This window comes from Cellulosilyticum sp. ST5 (genome assembly GCF_046529625.1).
Taxonomy (GTDB): domain Bacteria; phylum Bacillota; class Clostridia; order Lachnospirales; family Cellulosilyticaceae; genus Cellulosilyticum; species Cellulosilyticum lentocellum.
Genome location: NZ_CP132338.1, coordinates 647,716 through 669,612, shown reverse-complemented (window position 1 = coordinate 669,612; position 21,897 = coordinate 647,716). Strand labels below are relative to the sequence as shown.

At 35.2% G+C, this 21,897-nt stretch carries 17 protein-coding genes; all 17 read right to left on the bottom strand.

Annotated elements, in window-relative coordinates; genetic code table 11:
- Nucleotides 1-109 precede the first annotated feature (109 nt).
- A complete protein-coding gene (gene secG / locus QTL86_RS03225) occupies nt 110-517 on the bottom strand; it encodes a preprotein translocase subunit SecG (RefSeq protein ID WP_013657807.1) in 408 nt (135 codons plus the stop codon).
- Between the two features lie 87 nt (nt 518-604).
- Nucleotides 605-1,360 (bottom strand): hypothetical protein, encoded by a 756-nt coding sequence (locus QTL86_RS03220; RefSeq protein ID WP_410496454.1) that lies wholly within the window; start codon nt 1,358-1,360, stop codon nt 605-607.
- Between the two features lie 1,561 nt (nt 1,361-2,921).
- On the bottom strand, nt 2,922-4,238 hold the full coding sequence (eno, locus tag QTL86_RS03215; RefSeq protein WP_410496453.1) for a phosphopyruvate hydratase: 1,317 nt from the start codon (nt 4,236-4,238) through the stop codon (nt 2,922-2,924).
- A 244-nt stretch (nt 4,239-4,482) separates the two neighbouring features.
- Nucleotides 4,483-5,103: a C39 family peptidase gene (locus QTL86_RS03210; protein ID WP_410496452.1), complete on the bottom strand. Its 621-nt coding sequence runs from the start codon at nt 5,101-5,103 to the stop codon at nt 4,483-4,485.
- 256 nt (nt 5,104-5,359) lie between these two features.
- The gene (locus QTL86_RS03205) at nt 5,360-6,130 is read right to left on the bottom strand and encodes a copper amine oxidase N-terminal domain-containing protein (RefSeq protein ID WP_410496451.1); all 771 of its coding nucleotides are present in this window, start codon (nt 6,128-6,130) and stop codon (nt 5,360-5,362) included.
- Between the two features lie 473 nt (nt 6,131-6,603).
- Nucleotides 6,604-8,139, bottom strand: coding sequence for a 2,3-bisphosphoglycerate-independent phosphoglycerate mutase (gene gpmI / locus QTL86_RS03200; RefSeq protein WP_013657812.1), 1,536 nt, complete (start codon nt 8,137-8,139; stop codon nt 6,604-6,606).
- Between the two features lie 26 nt (nt 8,140-8,165).
- Nucleotides 8,166-8,909, bottom strand: a complete 744-nt coding sequence (tpiA, locus tag QTL86_RS03195; RefSeq protein ID WP_013657813.1) for a triose-phosphate isomerase — start codon at nt 8,907-8,909, stop codon at nt 8,166-8,168.
- 159 nt (nt 8,910-9,068) lie between these two features.
- Nucleotides 9,069-10,283, bottom strand: a complete 1,215-nt coding sequence (locus QTL86_RS03190) for a phosphoglycerate kinase (RefSeq protein ID WP_013657814.1) — start codon at nt 10,281-10,283, stop codon at nt 9,069-9,071.
- 134 nt (nt 10,284-10,417) lie between these two features.
- A complete protein-coding gene (gene gap / locus QTL86_RS03185; RefSeq protein WP_013657815.1) occupies nt 10,418-11,425 on the bottom strand; it encodes a type I glyceraldehyde-3-phosphate dehydrogenase in 1,008 nt (335 codons plus the stop codon).
- A gap of 140 nt (nt 11,426-11,565) precedes the next feature.
- A complete protein-coding gene (locus QTL86_RS03180; RefSeq protein ID WP_410496450.1) occupies nt 11,566-12,603 on the bottom strand; it encodes a sugar-binding transcriptional regulator in 1,038 nt (345 codons plus the stop codon).
- Nucleotides 12,604-12,894: 291 nt separating this feature from the next.
- A complete protein-coding gene (locus tag QTL86_RS03175) occupies nt 12,895-14,583 on the bottom strand; it encodes a Na/Pi cotransporter family protein (protein WP_127067213.1) in 1,689 nt (562 codons plus the stop codon).
- Between the two features lie 198 nt (nt 14,584-14,781).
- Complete coding sequence (locus QTL86_RS03170; RefSeq protein WP_410496449.1) at nt 14,782-16,446, bottom strand: Na/Pi cotransporter family protein; 1,665 nt, start codon at nt 16,444-16,446, stop codon at nt 14,782-14,784.
- Between the two features lie 174 nt (nt 16,447-16,620).
- Nucleotides 16,621-17,703 carry a tRNA 2-thiouridine(34) synthase MnmA gene (mnmA, locus tag QTL86_RS03165; protein WP_410497287.1) on the bottom strand — a complete coding sequence of 361 codons (1,083 nt, stop codon included), beginning with the start codon at nt 17,701-17,703 and terminating at the stop codon, nt 16,621-16,623.
- The gene (gene nifU / locus QTL86_RS03160) at nt 17,703-18,161 is read right to left on the bottom strand and encodes a Fe-S cluster assembly scaffold protein NifU (protein ID WP_013657820.1); all 459 of its coding nucleotides are present in this window, start codon (nt 18,159-18,161) and stop codon (nt 17,703-17,705) included. The genes mnmA and nifU overlap by 1 nt, the downstream gene beginning before the upstream one ends.
- Nucleotides 18,162-18,319: 158 nt before the next feature.
- Nucleotides 18,320-19,501 carry a cysteine desulfurase NifS gene (nifS, locus tag QTL86_RS03155; RefSeq protein WP_410496448.1) on the bottom strand — a complete coding sequence of 394 codons (1,182 nt, stop codon included), beginning with the start codon at nt 19,499-19,501 and terminating at the stop codon, nt 18,320-18,322.
- Between the two features lie 23 nt (nt 19,502-19,524).
- Nucleotides 19,525-19,974, bottom strand: a complete 450-nt coding sequence (locus QTL86_RS03150) for an RrF2 family transcriptional regulator (protein WP_013657822.1) — start codon at nt 19,972-19,974, stop codon at nt 19,525-19,527.
- A 553-nt stretch (nt 19,975-20,527) separates the two neighbouring features.
- Nucleotides 20,528-21,805, bottom strand: a complete 1,278-nt coding sequence (locus QTL86_RS03145; RefSeq protein ID WP_410496447.1) for a glycoside hydrolase family 3 N-terminal domain-containing protein — start codon at nt 21,803-21,805, stop codon at nt 20,528-20,530.
- Nucleotides 21,806-21,897 lie beyond the last annotated feature (92 nt).

Sequence of the window (21,897 nt, the reverse complement as noted above, 5' to 3'; positions counted from 1 at the left end):
TTTACTTATTTGACCTATTTACTAACTTTATTTTAAAGTCTAACAAAATAGGGATCTCTTTTTTGACAAAATAAAAAACACTCTACAGAAAATGTAAAGTGTTTGATATTTATTGTGCTGGTGATGCTGATGGTTCAGCTGATGGTGATGCACTTGCATCTGCATTATCTGTCGCTTCTGTTGTAGGTGCTGTAGAAGCTCCTGCATTATCAGTTGCTTCAGCTGATGCTGACGCAGAAGGTTGTACAATTTGTGCATTTGAAGCATTTGTATTATTAGGCATAAGCATAAGAATAAATGCTGCTAATACAAATACACCTGCCATGATCTTCGTCCATCTTTCAAACTTACCTTCTAAAGTATGTTTTTTGTTCTTATCCCAGTATGAATCGCTATTTGCTGCTCCCCCAATTGAGCCAAGTCCTGCAGACTTACCTTCTTGAAGTAAAACAACAACTGTAATTGCAAACGCTGCAATAAGAAATACAATGATTAAAATCATTTTCAGTATTGCCATGACTTAAAGCCTCCTTGAAACCATATGGTATACATATCTTTACTCATCATAGCAGATATCTAAAGAAAAATCAACAATCATACTCTTTTATGAAAATATTAATGCAAATCCCAAAATAATAACTTCTAATAGACTCACTATAATCGTCGCTTTTTTCTTACTTTTATGGGTTACTATACTATACCCCATAATTAAATAAATCATGCATACTACTCGTTCTAAGGAGAAAAAGCTTAAAATCGTCATGAGTGTATTATTGGCCATTAAGGTTGTTCGATCAAATAAACTTGCTAGATTAAAGACCATATAATTAACACCTATCAGATTAGCTGCAAAATAATCTGCTGTTTGAACTACTAAACTAATAAATAAACCTAAAAGCATAACAGTATAAAGCGATGCAAATTTACATCTGTCCTTTGCTATTACTTTTAATATTTGAAGCACAAGCGCTTGTACGAAAGCTACTACAAACAAACCAATAAATGAGTTGATGGCATTAATAACTCGGTCTACTATGTACTGCTGACCAATCATATCTTCAGCCACATCTTTGTTTCGTAAAGCATCATAAACCATTTGCCTTATTTCTGGATTAATATGCTGCATCAAGGTGATTAAAATAATAAATAAGATAAACCCTACAACTGCAATACTATTACCTTTAGGTGGTTCATGTAATAAATTTTCTTGCATCATTTTGCTAGGTGCAATAATACTATTAATAAAATGCTTATACCAAGGGGTAACCACCCTTGTTTCTTCTTCAATTAAGCGTTCACGGTCTACAACGGCAAAACCACCATCAAAGGTGTCTCTTTCTTCTTTTTTTAATTCGCTCATTTTCTTCCTCCCTACTTGATATGAGTTTGGTTATTGTCATGCTTTTTATTTTTAATTAAATTAATATCCACTTGTTTATTATACCTATTGTTTTCAGTTAATCAATAATCTTTACATTATTTTTATAAAATATTTTAACACTCACTACGTTAATGCTCAAATACCAAATTGGTTTTCGAGAACTAACTAGCCACACACAAATTGAAATTTGTCGGTGATTTTACTAGGCTATTTGGGCGGAACTGAGAGAGAGGGTGACTATCCTGCATGGTTCCGCTCCGCATTTTCAGTAGGCACTAAACTCACTTTTTTGGATGAACGCCCACAAACTCGGTTCCCTCAAACACGTGGGCTAAGTACCATCCAAAACGTTCGCTAAGTGCCTACTGAAAATACTCCGAAGTCACCCCGCTAGGACAGCCACCCTCTCTCAGTTCTACCAGCAATAACGCGTAAAGCCACCTCCATTAAGTGTTTTTAAAAGGAAATAAAACTTGTTGTTATCTCTTTTCAGCACTTCTCACTTAGGGGCTTGAACGTTTATAAGGTCAATAATGCTTGTAAGGCTCCCTAGCGTCCTTACATAGCTACTTCTTGGCAAAACAGACTTATGGGAAGCTTAATACATTATTGCCTTGGGTGCCTACCCCCAGCTTCGAGTATTTTTTAACTGTCGTTACGCCTTCTTTCCACGCTGCTTCACTGTCTTGAATGTTTATGAGGTCAACAACGTTTATGAAAATGATTGGGTATGGGTGCCTGGAGTAGTGACTTGGGAGCATTTTTTAGAAGCACTTAGTGAACGTTTCAGATGGGTTTTAGGCAGCTGTTTGAACGAAGTGAGTTCTGCCGTTCATCTAAATAAGTGAACTTAATGCTTCAAAAAATGTGAACTGGAACAACGGAAGGCACCCATACCCAATCATTTTCTCTCAGACGTACTTCTCATAAACGCCAAGACAAATTTCAATTTATAGGAGTTATGAATAGCAAAAAAAATAGCTTACCAAGTGCTATTTGTACTTGGTAAGCTATTTGAGGTTCCAGACTCTTGAAATTTACTTTCATCACTAGCTAAATAGACCTTAATCAAGGCGCAAGATGGCTCCTCAGCACGTATGCGCTTATAGCTTAGTGCCTACTAGGGCTAGTAATGAAAGCCAAACCAATGAGTGAGGAGCTCTTAAAAGTCTTGGCCGGTGCACCCTAGGCTAGGAAGCTAAGACCTTAAGACTCTGGTTTAAAACTTTATTGGGTAATGCTAGGTATAAAAACATTGAAAACAACTTATAAGTGGCGCCTTCCTTGCAGCGCACAAGTGAACATTTTCCTTAAGTCCAGAGGTACCTATAACAATAGATTGAGACTTGGCTGACCCGGTCAGTTCCTCAGGTTGAAGCTGTGGTAATTATGCCGTGGGAAGTTATTTATTTGTTTTTACACTTATATATATGTGGTCAAGTAATCGAATCCCTAATAAAAACAAAAAAAATAATAACCCCTTTTTACAGCAGAAAAGAGAGGACATTTATGACCTCTCTTTTCTATAGGGTTAATTGAGTTATTTAAGGTTAAAGAAAGATTTTCTTCCTCTAAATTCTGCGATATCTTCAAGTTCTTCTTCAATACGAAGGAGTTGATTGTATTTAGCAGTACGGTCAGAACGTGCTGGAGCACCTGTTTTGATTTGTCCTGCATTAACAGCTACTACTATATCTGCTACTGTGTTGTCTTCTGATTCACCTGAACGGTGTGAAACAACAGCTGTATAACCTGCACGGTTAGCCATTTCAATCGCATTGAAAGTTTCTGTAAGTGTACCAATTTGGTTAACTTTAATTAAAATAGAGTTACCTACACCAGCTTCGATACCTTTTTCAAGGATGCTTGTATTTGTTACAAATAGGTCATCTCCTACAAGTTGAATACGTTTACCAAGTCTATCAGTAAGGAGCTTCCAACCTTCCCAGTCATTTTCTCCTAAACCATCTTCAATAGAGATAATAGGGTATTTATCAACTAAGGCCTCATAGTAGTCTACCATTTGTTCTGACGTACGTACTACATCTTTGCCTGTCATCTTGCTTTCGCCTTTGAAGTAATATTTCTTATCATCTTTGTTATAAAGTTCAGAAGCAGCTGCATCCATGGCGATGAACATCTCTTCACCTGGTTTATAACCTGCTTTTTCAATAGCTTCTACAATTAGATTTAAAACATCGTCAGCTGTTGCAAGGTCTGGTGCAAAACCGCCTTCATCACCAACACCTGTAGCAAGACCTTTACTATTGAGTACTTTTTTAAGTGTATGATAAGTTTCTACACACATACGAAGTGCTTCTTTAAAGGAAGGTGCTCCTACTGGCATAATCATAAACTCTTGTAAGTCTACTGTATTATCAGCATGTTCACCACCATTTAAAATATTCATCATAGGTACAGGTAATACTTTGGCATTAATGCCTCCTAGATATTGATATAGTGGCATACTAAGTGCATTAGCAGCTGCTTTTGCTACGGCCATTGACACACCTAAAATAGCATTAGCACCTAATTTAGATTTAGTAGGTGTACCGTCTAAATCAATCATTACTTTATCAATAGCTGCTTGATCTAGAGCGTTCATACCAATAACAGCTTCTGCAATAATGTTATTGACATGATCAACTGCTTTTGTTACACCTTTACCCATATATCTGTCTTTATCATTATCACGAAGTTCTAAGGCTTCTCTTTCTCCAGTAGAAGCGCCTGAAGGTACAATGGCAGATCCCATATAATCACCTTCAACAATAACCTCAACTTCAATGGTAGGATTAGCTCTAGAGTCTAATACTTCTCTTGCAAATACATCTAAAATTTCAATATATCCTTTCATTTAACAAACCTCCTTTTAATTAACTATTCTCTCGTATTTTTACCAACGCTTATTTAATTTATGCACTAGCACTTATGATGTCTCAATACAAGTTTTTATATTAAATATTATTTAATCTTTTTATTTATTTTTTACTACTATTTATACTTTAATATTATTACTAAAATTAACTTTTGTCAAATAATAATTATTATCTATTAGAAATTTAACACTTCTTTTATTCTTAATATTTGCTATAGAAAATTTATACTGAACGTACTGTAATATAGGTGTTACTGTATAATGGCATTTTAATATTTCCTGTTTTCCATAGCTTTTTAAAATCATTTATGGATACACGACGATTATAATAACTACTATCCGTACAATTCACCAATTCCCCTAATGACTCTGCAATATACAAATGTTCTTTATCATATCCAACCACTGGAACATAATGTAAGTACTCTTTATCCGCATAAACTTTTATAAAAACAATGACAGGTATCCCTTTACTGATTTCTCTCTTAAGCTGGTCTATGTTTCCCCTGTAATAATATGTCTTCATTCCTTGCTCACTGAAATATTGCCTGATGCCTTTCTGGTAGACATAGCCAGATTTCATTTTACCTGGCATCTTGTTATAGATATCATTGCCTTCAGCTTCAATCCCAAAGTGCCTTAATAAAAATGCAGTCGAAAATGCTGAACAGTTATAGGCATTCTGTATATCCATTCGGTTTTCCTTCTTTATCAAAAAGGCTTCAGGATAATTTCCTTTTTTAAAATGCGGTATAGGAAGTGTCATCAATCTCCAATCTATAACCATAGTGATAATAAACCAATTTAAAAGCGTTAAAATAATTCCCCCAACTATATATTTCATACTTATATTTCACCCTATTTCCCACCATAAAATTTATATTTATTTAAAAATTATACAAAATTATTCACTATTATTATAACATTTTGGCATTCTAAAGAGTAGCTTCTTCTATAAACTTTTTTAATTTCAATTTTTTGATTTTTAGTTACTTTTTATACATACTTTACCTCTATCATCATACAAAAATAGAACTAGATTTTACTTAGTCCTATCTAAAATTATTCTTTTAATTAATTTTCTCTATAGCTAAAAAAGACTACTTCTTTGTAAAACTTACTGTACTATTAGTTACTTCACTATCAGCAAACATAGAAAAATAATCTACTGGGACATATAGAGTGCCTTCAATAAGGCGTGGTGCTGCTCCTACACTAAAAGGTGCTGACATACCAATAGCTTTTACACTTGAATAGCTATATGAATCAAAACCTACTTGTACTGTTGATGTAATGCTGCCATTGTTAAGTGTACAAGTATAGCTATCAGCATCCCATGTTATTTTAAACCCCATGGCTTCTGCAACAGCCCTTATGGGTAGCATCACTTTCCCTTGATTATGACTTATCTTTAATCCTTTTAAGTCTATAAGTCTACCGTCAACCTCTACATGCTCTACAAGTATTTGACTTAAAGCCGTGTATACTTTTCCCATATCAATATGACTATTTTGCATTGCCTTTGACAGTACTTCTACTTTTTCTTCATTAGGCATTATTTCTGACCAGGTATCTATTGGATAAGCTTTTAAATCTACAAGGCCTAGCTGCTCTGCTTTTTTCATTGCTGGCATTGCATAATGTGTATCCATAATAGGAATTAACTCTGTATCTGTTGTATTAATGATTGCTATAATAAACTCTGCTCTTGTAATTGCTACATCCATATTGATTTGGTGAATAGATACGAGATCCTCACTCTTTTCTACAGGTGCTACAGTAGGTACTAATTGAATCTCTTGGGCAAAAACACATGTATTTGCTAGCCCTATACATAAAGATAAACCTAATACTTTAAAATATCTTTTCATCATTATCTACTCCTTTACATGCTTATATACTATATAGGACGTCACATCATGCAGTAATGTTCCAAAAATAAAGCAAATAATCCTAAAAGTTTAAATTAAACAAAAAATAGCCTATACTCCAGCAATGAAGTATAGGCTTCTTTTTTATAAAAAAGTTGTGTCAAATAAGTGTCAAACGTCTTCGCCACTACTTGACAAGTATGAATCCATCAAGAGTTCAGCGCTGATAAGGTAGTGGGTAGCTAATCCACTACCTTTTACCTCTTTGATGAATCATTTTTGGATGGTTGATTGGAAACTTTGTTGTCTTAAGTTTCCTTGGTACAAAAGATTGCTAGGTTATATAAGTTGTGTGTGTAATCGTATGCCTATGCTGCTTTTTGTACTAAAGTTCACCAAACCTTGTTGTCTTCAAAGCCAATTGATCAGTTGTGTGTGTAATAGCATGGCTTTGCTGACGCTAAGTTAACACTTTATTTCACTAATAAAGATTCACCAGTCATTTCTGCTGGTTTTTCCATTCCCATCATTTCAATTAAAGTTGGAGCGATATCTGCAAGTTTACCGCCTTCTTTAAGTGTTACGCCTTCTTTATAATTAACAAGGACGAATGGTACTGGGTTAGTGGTGTGTGCAGTAAATGCGCCACCTGTTTCTGGATCAATCATTTGTTCTGCATTCCCATGGTCTGCACAAATGAAAGCATATCCATTTGTTTCTTCAATAGCAGTAATCACTTTACCTACTGCTGTATCCACAGCTTCAATTGCTTTTTTAGCTGCTTCAAGGTTACCTGTATGACCAACCATATCTGGGTTAGCAAAGTTACAGATAATCACATCATATTTACCACTGCGGATAGCAGCTTCAAGTTTCTCTGTTACTTCTGGTACACTCATTTCTGGTTGTAAGTCATAAGTTGCAACTTTTGGAGATGGTACAAGAATTCTATCTTCTCCTTCGTTAGGATCTTCTTCACCGCCATTGAAAAAGAAAGTAACGTGTGCATATTTTTCTGTTTCTGCAATACGAAGTTGTGTTTTACCATTTTTAGCAAGGAACTCACCAAAAGTATTAGTAAGTTCTTCTGGTACGAAACAAACTTCTGTATTTGGCATTGTAATATCGTATTGTGTGAAAGTTGTAAAGCTATTACCAATACGTTCTCTCTCAAAACCGTTGAATGCTGGGTCACAGAATACACGAGTCATTTCACGTGCACGGTCTGGTCTAAAGTTAAAGAATACTACTGCATCTTCTGCTTTAATAGCACCAATTGCTTTGCCATCTTTTGTAATGACTGTAGGAATAACGAATTCGTCATTGACTTCTTTTGCATAAGAATCAGCCATTACTTGTACAGGATCAGTTCCTTCTTCACCTTTTCCTAAAGCAATTGCATTGTATGCCTTTTCTACACGGTCCCATCTATTATCACGGTCCATTGCATAGTAACGACCTGATAAAGATGCGATTTGTCCTACACCAATTTCTTTCATTTTAGCTACTAATGCTTCAACGAAGCTTTTACCTGATGCAGGTGGTGTATCTCTTCCGTCTAAGAAAGCGTGTACATATACTTTTTCTAAACCTTCTTTTTTAGCCATTTCAAGAAGACCATAAAGGTGCTCGATATGGCTGTGTACACCACCATCTGATAATAAACCAAATAAGTGAAGTGCACTACCGTTTGTTTTACAAACGTTCATTGCTTTTAATAAAGCTTCATTTTTAAAGAATTCCCCATCTTGGATGGCTTTTGTAATACTTGTAAGTTGTTGGTAGACAATACGTCCAGCACCCATATTCAGGTGACCAACTTCTGAATTACCCATTTGTCCATCTGGAAGACCTACAGCCATACCACTAGCATAGCCTTTTACAGTAGGATATTTCTTCATAATGGCATCAATATTTGGTTTGTTAGCTTCGGCAATTGCATTAGCTTCCATGTTTTCATTGATACCGAATCCATCCAGAATGAGTAATAAGGTTGTTTGTTTACTCATTTTTTTGTCCTCCTTCTTATTACTTTTTAGTAGTTAACGATTGAAGTAAATTCAGCTTTAAGAGAAGCACCACCAACAAGGCCACCATCAATGTTACCCATGTTGAATAATTCATTTGCATTACCAGCGTTTACGCTACCGCCGTATTGAACACGTACTTCATCAGCAACTTCTTGTCCATAAACTTCAGCAACTACTTCTCTAATAGCTTTACATACTTCTTCAGCTTGAGCTGAAGTAGCTGTTTTACCTGTTCCGATTGCCCAGATTGGTTCATAAGCAATCACTACTTTTTTAGCATCTTCTGCTTTTACATCTTTAAGAGCAACTTTTGTTTGAAGACGTACAAGATCGATTGTAATGCCTTGTTCTCTTTCTTCTAAACTTTCACCAACACAAAGGATTGGTACTAAGTTATGCTCAATAGCTTTTAATACTTTTTTATTAACTGTTACATCTGTTTCAGCGAAATATTGTCTTCTTTCTGAGTGACCAATAATCACATATTTTACACCAAGCTCTACAAGCATGCTTGGAGCGATTTCACCTGTATAAGCACCATTTTCTTCAAAGTGCATGTTTTGTGCACCTACAGCAATGTTTGTTCCTTTAACTGCATCAAGTACAGCTGGAAGGCATACAAATGGTGGACATACTACTACGTCAACATCAGTTGTATTGATTTCATTTTTTAAAGAATTGATAAGTTCTACAGCTTTAGCTGGAGTCATGTTCATTTTCCAGTTACCAGCAACGATTTTTTTACGCATATAAAAACACTCCTTTAGTTTTTATGGTCTACGTTTTTAGGAATTGGCGTTCACTAAAACGTTTTATGTTTAGCTTTTGTAAGAGATGGCTATACTTTAACAAATAGCCTTAGCTTTTTCTTAAAGTATAGCCTTTATTCATTAGCCTAAGGCCAAGTCTTATTTGTTATCAGCTGCAGCTACACCTGGAAGTTCTTTACCTTCTAAGAATTCAAGTGATGCACCACCACCTGTAGAGATGTGGCTCATTTTATCAGCAAAACCAAGACGTTTAACAGCATTTACAGAGTCTCCTCCACCAACTACTGTTGTAGCATCTGCAAGATCAGCTACTGCACCACATACTGCAAGCGTACCAGCTGCAAAGTTTTCAAATTCGAATACACCCATAGGTCCATTCCATACAACTGTTTTAGCTCCAGCTAAAGCATCTTTGTATAACTCGATTGTTTTTGGTCCGATATCAAATCCTGACCAACCAGCTTCGATTGTGTCAACTGTAGCTCTTTCTGTATCGTTAGCAAATGTTTTACCAACTACATGGTCAACTGGAAGTAAAAGTTTAACACCTTTAGCTTCAGCTTTTTTAACCATTTCTAAAGCATAATCCATTTTGTCTTCTTCAAGAAGAGAGTTACCAACTTCTTGACCTTGAGCTTTAAGGAATGTGTAAGCCATACCACCACCGATGATAAGTGTATCTACTTTATCAAGAAGGTTGTTAATTACAGCGATTTTATCAGATACTTTAGCACCACCAAGGATAGCTACGAATGGACGAACTGGATTTTCTACAGCTTCGCCTAAGAATTTAATTTCTTTTTGCATTAAGTAGCCTACTACGTTTTCTTTAGTGAATTTAGTTACACCAACGTTTGAGCAGTGTGCACGGTGAGCTGTACCAAATGCATCGTTTACGAATACTTCATTATCGCAAAGAGCTGCGAGTTCTTTAGCATACTCTGCTGCATTTTCATCTTTACCGTATTTTGTTTCTTCTACTCTGTAACGAGTGTTTTGAAGTAATAATACTTCACCCTCTTTAAGGTCAGCAGCTACTTTCTGTGTTTCTGGACCTGTTACTTTAGCATCATCTACGAATTTAACTTCTACGCCAAGTCTTTCTGAAAGAGCAACTGCAACTGGAGCTAAAGATAACTCTGGAACAGCTTCTCCTTTTGGTTTACCAAGGTGTGAGCAAAGGATAACTTTTGCACCTTGATCTAATAATTTTTTAATTGTTGGGATAGCACCATCAATACGGTTATAGTTTTGGATAACGCCTTCTTTTAAAGGTACGTTGAAATCACAACGAACAAGGACTTTTTTGCCTTGAAGATTTGTTAAATCATCTACTGTTTTTTTGTTTAACATGAGAATATCTCCTTTCGAATTTTCCATTATTTAGTATTTAATAGTAGCTAAAAAGGCCCGGTCCTATAAGTCTAACCTACAAGACCGGACCCTGTTAGGATCTTATAATAACTTCTCTATTAATTTATTAAAAATTAAGCAAGTTCAGCGAAGTATTTGATTGTTCTAACCATTTGGCTTGTGTATGAGTTTTCATTGTCATACCAAGAAACAACTTGTACTTGAGAAGTACCATTGTCAAGGTTAATTACCATTGTTTGTGTAGCATCGAATAATGATCCGAAGTTGATACCAACGATATCAGATGATACTAATTCTTCTTCTGTGTAACCGAAAGATGCATCAGAAGCTGCTTTCATAGCTGCATTGATTTCTTCTTTAGTTACTTTACCTTCAACGATTGCTGTAAGGATAGTTGTTGAACCTGTTGGAACTGGTACACGTTGAGCAGAACCGATTAATTTTCCGTTTAATGATGGGATAACTAAACCGATAGCTTTAGCAGCACCTGTTGAGTTTGGAACGATGTTTACAGCAGCTGCACGAGCTCTTCTGAAATCACCTTTTCTATGTGGACCGTCAAGAACCATTTGGTCACCTGTGTAAGCGTGGATTGTTGACATAATACCAGATTTAATTGGTGCTAAGTTATTAAGTGCATTAGCCATTGGAGCTAAACAGTTAGTTGTACAAGAAGCTGCAGAAATGATTGTATCTTCTTTTGTTAAGATATTTTCGTTAACACCGAATACAACTGTTGGAAGGTCATTACCAGCTGGAGCTGAGATAACAACTTTTTTAGCACCTGCATCAATGTGAGCTTGTGATTTAGCTTTTGTTACATAGAAACCTGTACATTCAAGTACTACGTCTACGTCTAATTCTCCCCATGGAAGTTCTTTAGCATCAGCTTTAGCATAGATTTTGATTTCTTTACCATTTACAATGATTGAATCTTCTGTAGCCTCAACTGTTCCGTTGTATCTACCTTGAGAAGAATCATATTTTAATAAGTGTGCTAACATTGCTGGGTTAGTTAAATCGTTGATTGCTACGATTTCATAACCTTCTGCTCCGAACATTTGTCTGAAAGCAAGACGTCCAATACGTCCAAATCCATTAATCGCTACTTTTACTGCCATTATTGGTTCCTCCTTGAAATAATCATTTTTTTAATTTTATATTCAAATCGCCGATAATAGTATGTACTAGACCTGACGATATGATACCTGTTTCATTTTACCATCTATTCCTTGGGAATGCTATGGTAAATGTTAATTATTTAACCTTTAACGGCTAAGTGATTTAAAATTGCTGTAGCTGCATCCTCATCTACAATAAGATAACCTTCTTGAAGAAGTGACCTTGTGGCCACAATGGCTTCTGCTTTACTCTTGCCACCAGCTACTGCAATACGAATAGGAATTTTCTTTGCCATATCTGGTGCCACACCTATCACCTCTGAAGCATAAACAACTTGTCCTTCTGCATTAAAATAATGTCTAAATGCCTCAGCTACTGCCGTCTTTTGCTCTAATAGATTAAGTACCTCTTGAGGTTCTTTACGATGTTTTGCCATTTTTAGGGCATTACCTATTCCAAATATAATCATATCTGTTTTCCCTAGTTTTTGCAATAATTTTTCTATTTGTGGTTCGTTTTTTATTAGGCTAATCGATTGATGACTAAGGTTGTCAGGGATTGTTAAAATCTCATACATACCACCTAATTTATTGGCTAATTCTACTGCAATGGTGTTAGCATGAAGCTCTACTCTTTGACCTACACTTCCTCTAGCAGGCAAGACATGTAAATCCTCATAATGCTGCTGACTCTTAGGCATATAATGTACCATGTTAGCCATGGTGGTTCCACCAGTAATGGCTATGGTCGTATGTGCAGTTAACATTTCTTCTAATAAACTGCTAACAGCAAAGCCAAGACTTGTTTTGGTTTCTTCATCTTGCTCTAGGTTACCTTTTAAAATAATGGCACGTTTTAAACCAAGCTTTTCTTTAAGTTCTTCTTCCTGCCTTGTAAGTGCTTCTAAATAGTGGAGTGGAAGATATAAAGTATTTAAAACCTCTTCTCCGGGCTTCGTAATAATAATGCCTTGCACTGTAACAGCTACTAGTCCGTTTTGTGCTAATTTATCTACTTCTCCTCTAATCATGCGTTCTGAAAGTGCTAGATGAGTCGTTAAGCTTCTTCTACCAATAGGCCCTTTTTGCATAATGGTTTGCAGTAAAGCATAACGTACTTTAAATAACTCTATGGCTTCTGGAAGTAGTTTTTCTACTGCTACAATCTTATTTTGCATGTCGATGCTCCTCGGGAACATTTTTGTCCCATATTTTAGCTTTTTGTCCCACATCTTTATTGTATATAACTTCCTACAATTAATCAATCTTTTTATGCCATATTTTTATTTTTTTTATGATAGATTTTAGTTTTTAACATTACTTACCATTTCTAGTTGTTTCAAGGTTTTGCTTTATGTCGACCTCTCAGGTATAGTTTGAAATAACTCAATTAAGAATGCTATTAAGGCAAATAAAAAAAGATGTCTCATTTTGTAGACATCTTTTTTATCAAGAAGTTTATTCTTTATTTATGCAATAGGATGAAGATTCAATTCTTCTGTTGTTAATGACCTATTTTCATCTAAAATGGTTTGTGCAATATTAGAGGCATGGTCTGAAATACGTTCCACATTACTAACTGTATCTAAGAACACAATACCGGCCAAAGAGTCACAAGTATTAGAAGCAAGACGTTTCATATGGCGAGAACGTAATTTTGCTTCCATGGCATCTACGTTTTCTTCTAATGGCAATGCATTTTTTGCAATGGTCTTATCTCCAAACTCATAGGCTTGAAGTGATAATTCAAAGCATTTAATAGCCGTATCTGTAATCTCTTTAAGCTCATCTATAGCTGTTTTAGAAAAATTCAAGTCTTTTTCAATTAAGCTTTGCGCCAATTCTGCGATGTTTTCTGCATGGTCGCCAACACGTTCAATGTCACTTACAGTATGGAATAATCCTGTAATGACTGTATGTTCATGTTCCGAAAGAGAAACATTACTTAATTTAACGAGGTAATGATTAATGCCGTGTTGCAATTGGTTGATAATTTTTTCGCGGTCGAAAACTTCTTGTATTTTCTTTTCATCCTTCTCAAATAATGCTTGTACTGCTACTTTTGCATTTTGTTCTGCAATATTACCCATACGTACGACTTCTTTAACTGCATTTTCTACAGCAAAGGTTGGTGTTTCGAGGATACGCTCATCCAGATGCTGAAGTTCTCCTTCTTCAGCCGTATCATTCCCTGGAATAATATGTTCAGCCAGATAAACAAGTACACTTGCAAATGGGAATAATAAAAAGGTATTAAGCACATTAAATATAGTGTGAACCATACTAATATGTGTCACTTCAATGCTCACAGAACCTAATTCTGGTGCTACAAACTTAAAGCCAATTAGCGCTATAATTGCAAATAGAACTGATCCCAATAAGTTAAATAAGAAGTGAACTGTAGCTGCTCTTTTAGCATTTTTACTAGCACCTATACTAGAAAGGATGGCAGTAATACAAGTTCCTATGTTTTGACCTAAAATAATGTAAATCGCTGAATCCCAAGGTACAAGGGCAGCTGTCGCTAACGCCTGCAGAATACCAACAGAAGCTGAAGAGCTTTGGATAACCGCTGTTACAAGAGCACCTGTCAAAATACCTAATAGTGGATTTTTACCTAATATGATAAAGGCATTTTTAATTTCTTCTAATCCACTTAGTGGTTTAGCTGCATTACTCATCATATCAAGTCCTAAAAATAAAGCACCAAAGCCAAAAATAATTTGACCAATATGTTTTGCACTTTGTTTCTTAGCAAACATTGTCATAACGACACCAATAATAATACAAATTGGGGCTAGAACAGATGGTTTTAAGAAACTTGTCCATTCTCCTAAAGAAACAATCCATGCCGTAACAGTTGTTCCTATATTCGCTCCCATAATAACACCTACAGCTTGTTTAAGGGACATTAAACCTGCGTTAACAAATCCAACGACCATAACCGTAGTAGCTGACGAACTTTGTATCAGAGCAGTAACACCTGCACCTACTAATACACCTAAAAAGCGATTATTAGTAAGAACTCCTAACAAATTCTTCATTCTGCTACCAGCTGCTTTTTGTAGACCTTCTCCCATATACTCCATACCGAAGAGAAATAATCCAAAGCCTCCTAAGAAGCCTAGGGCCACATTAAGCCAGTTTATATCATTCATCATTATCCTCCCAAGGTTGTTTTACATTCAGACTCATTTTATCATCATCTTTTTTGATAAACAAGTTCTATTTTAAATTTCATAAAAAAATTTTTTTCTAGCTATTTTGACTTTTTTCATGTTTCCTTGTAATATCTAAGGTTAGCCATTTTAAAAGAAGCATTCTTTTTTGTCTAAGGTAGGATTATTGATATGATTTTATTCTTCACTGGCTAAAATTCTATTTTCATCTAAAATAAGCATGGCGATATTGGAAGCATGATCTGAAATACGCTCTACATTACTAATCATGTCCAAAAAGAGAATGCCTGCTAAAGGATCGCAGCGCTCTTCTACTAAACGCTTCATATGTCTAGAACGTAATTTTTCTTCTAACTTATCTACTTGCATTTCTAACGGTAAGACTTGTTGCGCTATACTTCTATCACTAAATTCATAAGCTTTAATCGCTGTTTCAAAACAATTCAGTGCTATGCTAGAAATATCTTTTAATTCTTTTTGTGCCTGCTCTGAAAATTTCAAGTCTTGTTCTTTTAAACTAACTGCTAACTCTGCAATATTATCCGCATGATCACCTACACGTTCAATATCACTTACCATATGAAAGAGTCCTGTTACTGTTAAATGTTCTTTCTCAGAAAGTGAGGCATTACTTAATTTAACAAGATACATGTTAATACTTTGTTGCATAGCATTAATGCTTCTTTCTCTATCAAATACTTGCTGTATTTTCTTTTCATCTCTTTCAAAAAGAGCATTAATAGCTGTATCTACATTTTGAGATGCCATACGTCCCATACGAATAACTTCTTTAATAGCATTTTCAATAGCAAAGGATGGTGTTTCTATAATTCTTTCATCTAAATGTTGTAAACCTTCTTCAGACTGTTCCTTTCCTTTAATAATGTGTTCAGCCAGATATACCAGCGTGCCTGCAAAAGGAAAAAGTATTAATGTATTAAGTAAATTAAAGGTCGTATGAACAATACTAATATCTGTAACATTAATTAATATATTTTGGTATTGTGGTACAAGAAATTGAAAAGCTATAATTGCCAAAATCATAAATATAACAGAACCAATCAAATTAAATAGAAAATGGATAAAAGCTGCTCTTTTTGCATTTACACCTGCACCTATGCTTGATAAAAGGGCAGTCACACAGGTACCAATATTTTGTCCTAAAATAATATAAATAGCCGAACTCCAGGGCACAAGCCCCGCCAGTGCTAATGCTTGAAGAATGCCTACTGAAGCCGAAGAACTTTGTATAATAGCCGTTACAACAGCTCCGGTTAGAATACCCAAGAAAGGATTGCTACCAAGCACCACAAACAGATTGCGTACACCTTCTAGTCCACTTAGGGGTTTAGCTGCACCACTCATCATATCAAGACCTAAAAATAAACCACCAAAACCAAATAAGATTTGTCCTATAGACCTTGCTTGTGACTTCTTAGCAAACATCATTAAACCAACACCTGCGACAATAAAAATCGGCGCTAAGACAGAAGGCTTTAAAAACTGAGTCCACTCACCTAAGGAGACAATCCATGCTGTTACCGTAGTTCCTATATTAGCTCCCATAATCACACCTACAGCTTGGGTTAAAGACATAAGCCCTGCATTTACAAAACCTACTATCATAACTGTAGTTGCCGATGAACTTTGTATCAAAGCTGTTACCCCCGCTCCTACAAGCACACCTAAGAAGCGATTACTAGTAAGGATACCTAGTAAGTTTTTCATCTTGCTACCGGCTGCTTTTTGAAGACCTTTCCCCATAAATTCCATGCCAAATAAGAAGAGGCCAAAGCCTCCTAAAAAATTCAAACTCAATTCAAGCCAATTTATTTCTGCCATACAATCCTCCGGTTAAATACGATTTATAGTTAATATTTCACATCCGGCAATTTTTATAACTTTTTTTGAAATAAATATGAAAATAAAAAACAAGTAATGAACAGGATTAATCTTTTTCCCGCTATTACTTGTTTTAATATCTAAGCTTTTATTTTATTATTTAAGCCTTTTTTCTTATAAAATCGTTCCGCCACCAATAAGCTTGTCCCCATCATAAAGTACAAGCGCTTGTCCAGGCGTAATGGCACGTTGCTTTTCATCAAAGATACACTGAATTGTATCTTCATCTATCATTTTTATCGTACAAGGTTGTGGTGCTTGATTGTATCTGATCTTACCTAAACAGTGCATTTCACCCTCTAAGTGTTCAAAAGGCATGAAATTAACTTGATTAGCCGTTACTGTTGTATCAAATAAATCCTCATTATTTCCAATAACCACTTCATTGGTTTTTTGATTAATACGTTGTACAAAGCCTGGTTTGCCTAAAGATAAGCCTAAGCCTTTTCTTTGTCCAATGGTATAATGAATAATCCCTTTATGTTTACCTAATACTTTGCCGTCTTTATTAACAAAATTACCTACTACTGGTTTTTTGCCGGTCTCTTCTTCAATATATTTTGCATAGTTATTGTCTGGTACAAAACAAATTTCTTGACTATCTGGTTTAGTAGCCACAGCAAGTCCTATTTCTTTTGCAATAGCTCTTACCTCATCCTTTGTATAGTCTCCTAAAGGCATTAAAGTATGAGCTAATTGATGCTGTGTTAAATTATAAAGGGCATAAGTTTGATCCTTTGCTAAAGTTTTAGACTGTTTAAGACTATAACGTCCCGTTACTTCATCTCTAATGACTCTAGCGTAGTGACCTGTTGCAATATAATCTGCTCCTATTTGCAATGCTTTTTGTAGCATAGATTCCCACTTCACATAGCGATTACATGCAATACAAGGATTAGGTGTTCGTGCATTTTGGTATTCATCTAAAAAGTAATCTATGACATGCTTTTTAAAATCACTTCTAAAGTTAACTACATAGTGAGGTATATCAAGCTTTTGGCAAACTCTTCTTGCATCATCTACAGCGGAGAGACCACAGCAACCACCATCACTGTCTTCAGGCGCTCCTTCTTGCCAGATTTGCATAGTCATCCCAATGACTTCATAGCCTTGCTCTTTTAAAAGATACGCCGTAACCGAGCTATCTACGCCCCCTGACATACCTACTACTACTTTCTTCTTAGTCGTTTCACTCATTAGCAACAACCAGAACCTTCTTCATGATCGTGGTCGTGATGATCATGGTCATGTACGTCTGCTACTGGTTCTTTTAACCCTTCAATAGTAATATTGTTCTTTTTCGCATAATCCCAAAGTGCTGCGTGAAGTGATTCTTCTGCAAGTAGTGAACAGTGCATTTTTACTGGTGGAAGGCCATCAAGAGCTTCTGCTACTGATTTATTTGTAATCTTTAAAGCTTCTTCAATGGTTTTGCCAATAACAAGTTCTGTTGCCATTGAACTTGTTGCTACAGCTGCACCACAACCAAATGTCTTAAATTTAGCATCTTTAATAATACCATCTTCTATTTGAAGATATACTTTCATAATATCTCCGCATTTTGCATTTCCTACTGTACCAACACCACTAGCATTTTCAATTTCACCAACATTTCTTGGATTCATAAAATGATCCATAACTTTTTCACTATACATATTTTTCACCTCTTATGATTAATAAGTTTTATGAGCCTTTGTATCTCTCGTTTCTAAATACTCATCCTGTACTTTTACTATTTATTCTTCATTGTATTTCTTAATTTTTTATTCTTACTTCTTTCAACTATATCTTTTTAACTCTTCATTCTTATTTATTAATTCTTCATTGCATTCTTAACTTCTTCCCAAAGTGGAGACATATCTCTCATTCTTTGAACAATAGCTGGCATTTTTTCAAGTACTACATCGATTTCTTCTTCTGTGTTTTGTACACCTAAAGTAAATCTAATAGAACCATGCGCTTTTTCGTGTGGAATACCTAAAGCTAAAAGTACATGGGAAGGATCAAGAGAGCCTGATGTACAAGCTGATCCACTAGATGCTGCAATACCATTCATATCAAGTAGAAGCAAAAGTGACTCACCTTCTACATATTCTACACCAATATTAGCATTATTAGCCAAACGCTTTGTTGGATGTCCATTTAATTTACAATAAGGTATAGATTCTAGTAAACCTTTAATAAGTTTGTCACGAAGTTTTGTCATTTTTTCAATCTTCGCGTCAAAGTCTGTATAAGTTAACTCCATTGCTTTAGCAAGACCTACGATACCCGGTACATTTTCTGTACCTGCGCGGCGTCCTCTTTCTTGCCCACCACCATGGATTAAGTTTTCAAGTTTTAGGCCTCTTTTAATGAATAAGACACCCATTCCTTTTGGGCCATTGATTTTGTGACCTGATAAAGAAAGTAAATCAATGTTTTGGTCTTTCACATCAATTCTCACTTGACCTACAGCTTGCACAGCATCTGTATGGAAAGGGATTTTGTGTGCTTTAGCAACAGCACCAATTTCTTTAATTGGCATAATGGTACCAATTTCATTATTAGCGTACATGATGCTAATTAAAATAGTTGTATCTTTGATAGCTGCTTCTACCGCTTCTGGGCTTACTAAACCATTATCATCTACATCTAGATAAGTCACCTCATAGCCGTGCTTTTCTAGATATTCACAAGTATGAAGGACTGCATGATGTTCGATTTTAGTAGTAATAATATGATTACCTTTATTTTTATGAGCTTCTGCAATTCCTTTAATTGCCCAGTTATCTGCTTCTGAACCACCACTAGTAAAGAATATCTCATTTGTTTGTGCCCCAATATATTTAGCAATTGTTTCTCTTGATTCATCAAGAGCTTTTTTATTCATTTGAGCAATTTGATAAACACTAGATGGGTTACCAAAGCTTTCTGTAAAATAAGGAAGCATTGCTTCAACGACTTCTTTACGTACAGGGGTTGTTGCTGCATTATCAAGATATATTTTATTCATTTTATGACCTCCCTTAAATCTTCTTAAATGTAGTAACTTTGCGCTGCATTTTCATTGATTTTTTCATAATCAGCCATAAGCTGATCTAAGGTAATATTATCGACTACTCGGTCAATACTATCCCTTATTTTTTCCCAAACTGATTTAGTTACACATTTACCATCTAAAAAGCAATGTGTATCACCATCTTTACAAGTACAATCTGTAGGAGCTAAAGACCCTTCTAGAGCTCTTAAAACCTCGCCGATTGTAATCTCTTCTGGTGGCTTTGCTAAAGCATAACCACCTTGGGCGCCTCTTTGGCTTATCACCAATTTATTTTTCTTAAGGAGTGCCATAAGCTGCTCCAAATAATTTTCTGACATTGAAAGCCTCTCTGCTATGCTTTTAAGAGATATGTGTTTTTCCTTTGAATAAACACCTAAATCCACCATAGCTTGAAGACCATATCTCCCTTTTGTGGATAATTTCATTTCCCCACCTCCATTCCCTACTTTACTACTAGGAATTATATTCCCTAGCTTATCACTAGGAATTATATTTGTCAATACTTTATAGCGCTCGATAAATTGCTTTTAAATTTTAACTTTTTGTTACTTTTTGTGTGTTAAAAACACATCAAAAAAGCACATTCCTTGTAAGCAATAAGGAACGTGCTTTTTACTTATTTATAGTCATAATAACAAGTCAGTTAGCATATATTTTAGAATAGTTAAATAGATTAGATATTTATATCTTTAAATGAGCTTAGAGCTTAATAATAATATATTCGGAAATATACTACCACTAAGTGACTTCTACACACTTTACCGGTTATAAGTGTGTTAGGGCTATCTTTGGCATACTGCAAGAGGGTAAGTCCTAAGCTCACTATTTTAAATAAATTAAGGTTTACTTCTTATTTCCCTTCCAAAAGGGGATACTATACCATTTTAACATCTATGGTATATACTATTCTCTTCTCTACTCATGTGTGATACTTTTTTTAAAATATTTTTTAATATTTTATTCCTTACTTACCTTATTTTATTCAAATACAAGACTATTTTGTGCCACTTTTTTTGACAAAATTTTTCTAACTGAACGATTAATTCTTTCTTCCGTCAATCTTCCTTCTTTATAGCCTTCCACAAGAGCAGTATAAGCTTTTCCTATGTCAGCCGGCATTAAACAAATGTCATTTTCCGCCTCTATACAAAGCAGCGCTGCTTCTTCTACTGAATATTGATTTTGAATAGCTCCCATATCCATAGCATCTGTCATTAATAAAATGTTATCACAATCATAATGCGCTAAGATATAATTTCCCCATATAGGTGACAAAGAAGCAGGTAGACTATCATCTACTGTTTTCACCATTAGGTGTCCTCTCATTAAAGCTCCTACTCCTGATTCAAGTGCTTTTGTAAAGGGAATGAGCTCCTCTAACTCTAGCTCTTCTAGACTCTTGTTAATATAAGCTAATCCTTCATGAGAATCCTCAAGGGTATTACCATGTCCCGGGAAATGCTTCAGTACAGGTTGAATCCCTTCCTGAATTAAACCTTCTGCAAAACGAATCACCATAGGTGTGACAGTCTCCGCTGTTTCTCCAAAGCTTCTTTTTCCAATCACTGTATTACCAGGTTCATTATAAATATCTGCTACAGGTGCAAAATCCATATTAAATCCTAGGCTTTTTAATAGTTTTCCCATCCTTGTAGCTTCTTTATAAGCTAACTCAGTATCTCCTGTTTCTCCGATACTAAAGGCTATTTTAAAAGGAACTTCATTTATTTGACTATTACTTCCTACCCTGCTCACACTCCCTCCTTCTTCATCTACACCTATAAAAAGAGGAATGGTGCTCATTGCTTGTAGATCACTAATAAGTTCTTGTGTCTGTTTTGCCGTTACTATGTTTTCTTTAAAAAGAATAATGCCGCCTACCGGATAAGTAGTAAGAAGCTTTTTTACTTCTTCATTCATTTGAGTGATTGGCTCTCCCTGCTGATCTTTACGAATGGCGATCATAAAAAGTTGTCCTATTTTTTCTTCTATAGTCATTTGCTGCATATAAGCTTCTATCTTTTCTTCTAGCGTTATTGTTTCTTTCACTTCTTGTTCTTCTTCCTTTATACTTGCTTTTGGTGTTTCTTCTTTTTGCTCCTCATTAAGCTTTTGATTGGATTGCTTTTCTACCTCATCTGTCTTATCCTTTATTTCATCTGATGCTACGCTTTCCTTTAAGCTACTATCACTATTTGTACAGCCTACTACTAGCAATACCATGATTAACCAAAATATCCGAATATATCTTTTCATATAACCTCCTGTATAGAATCCGTATAGAAACGGACAAACCTGTTTCTTTTATTGAATTTTTAAGCTATACTGTATATAATAAATTATTTAAG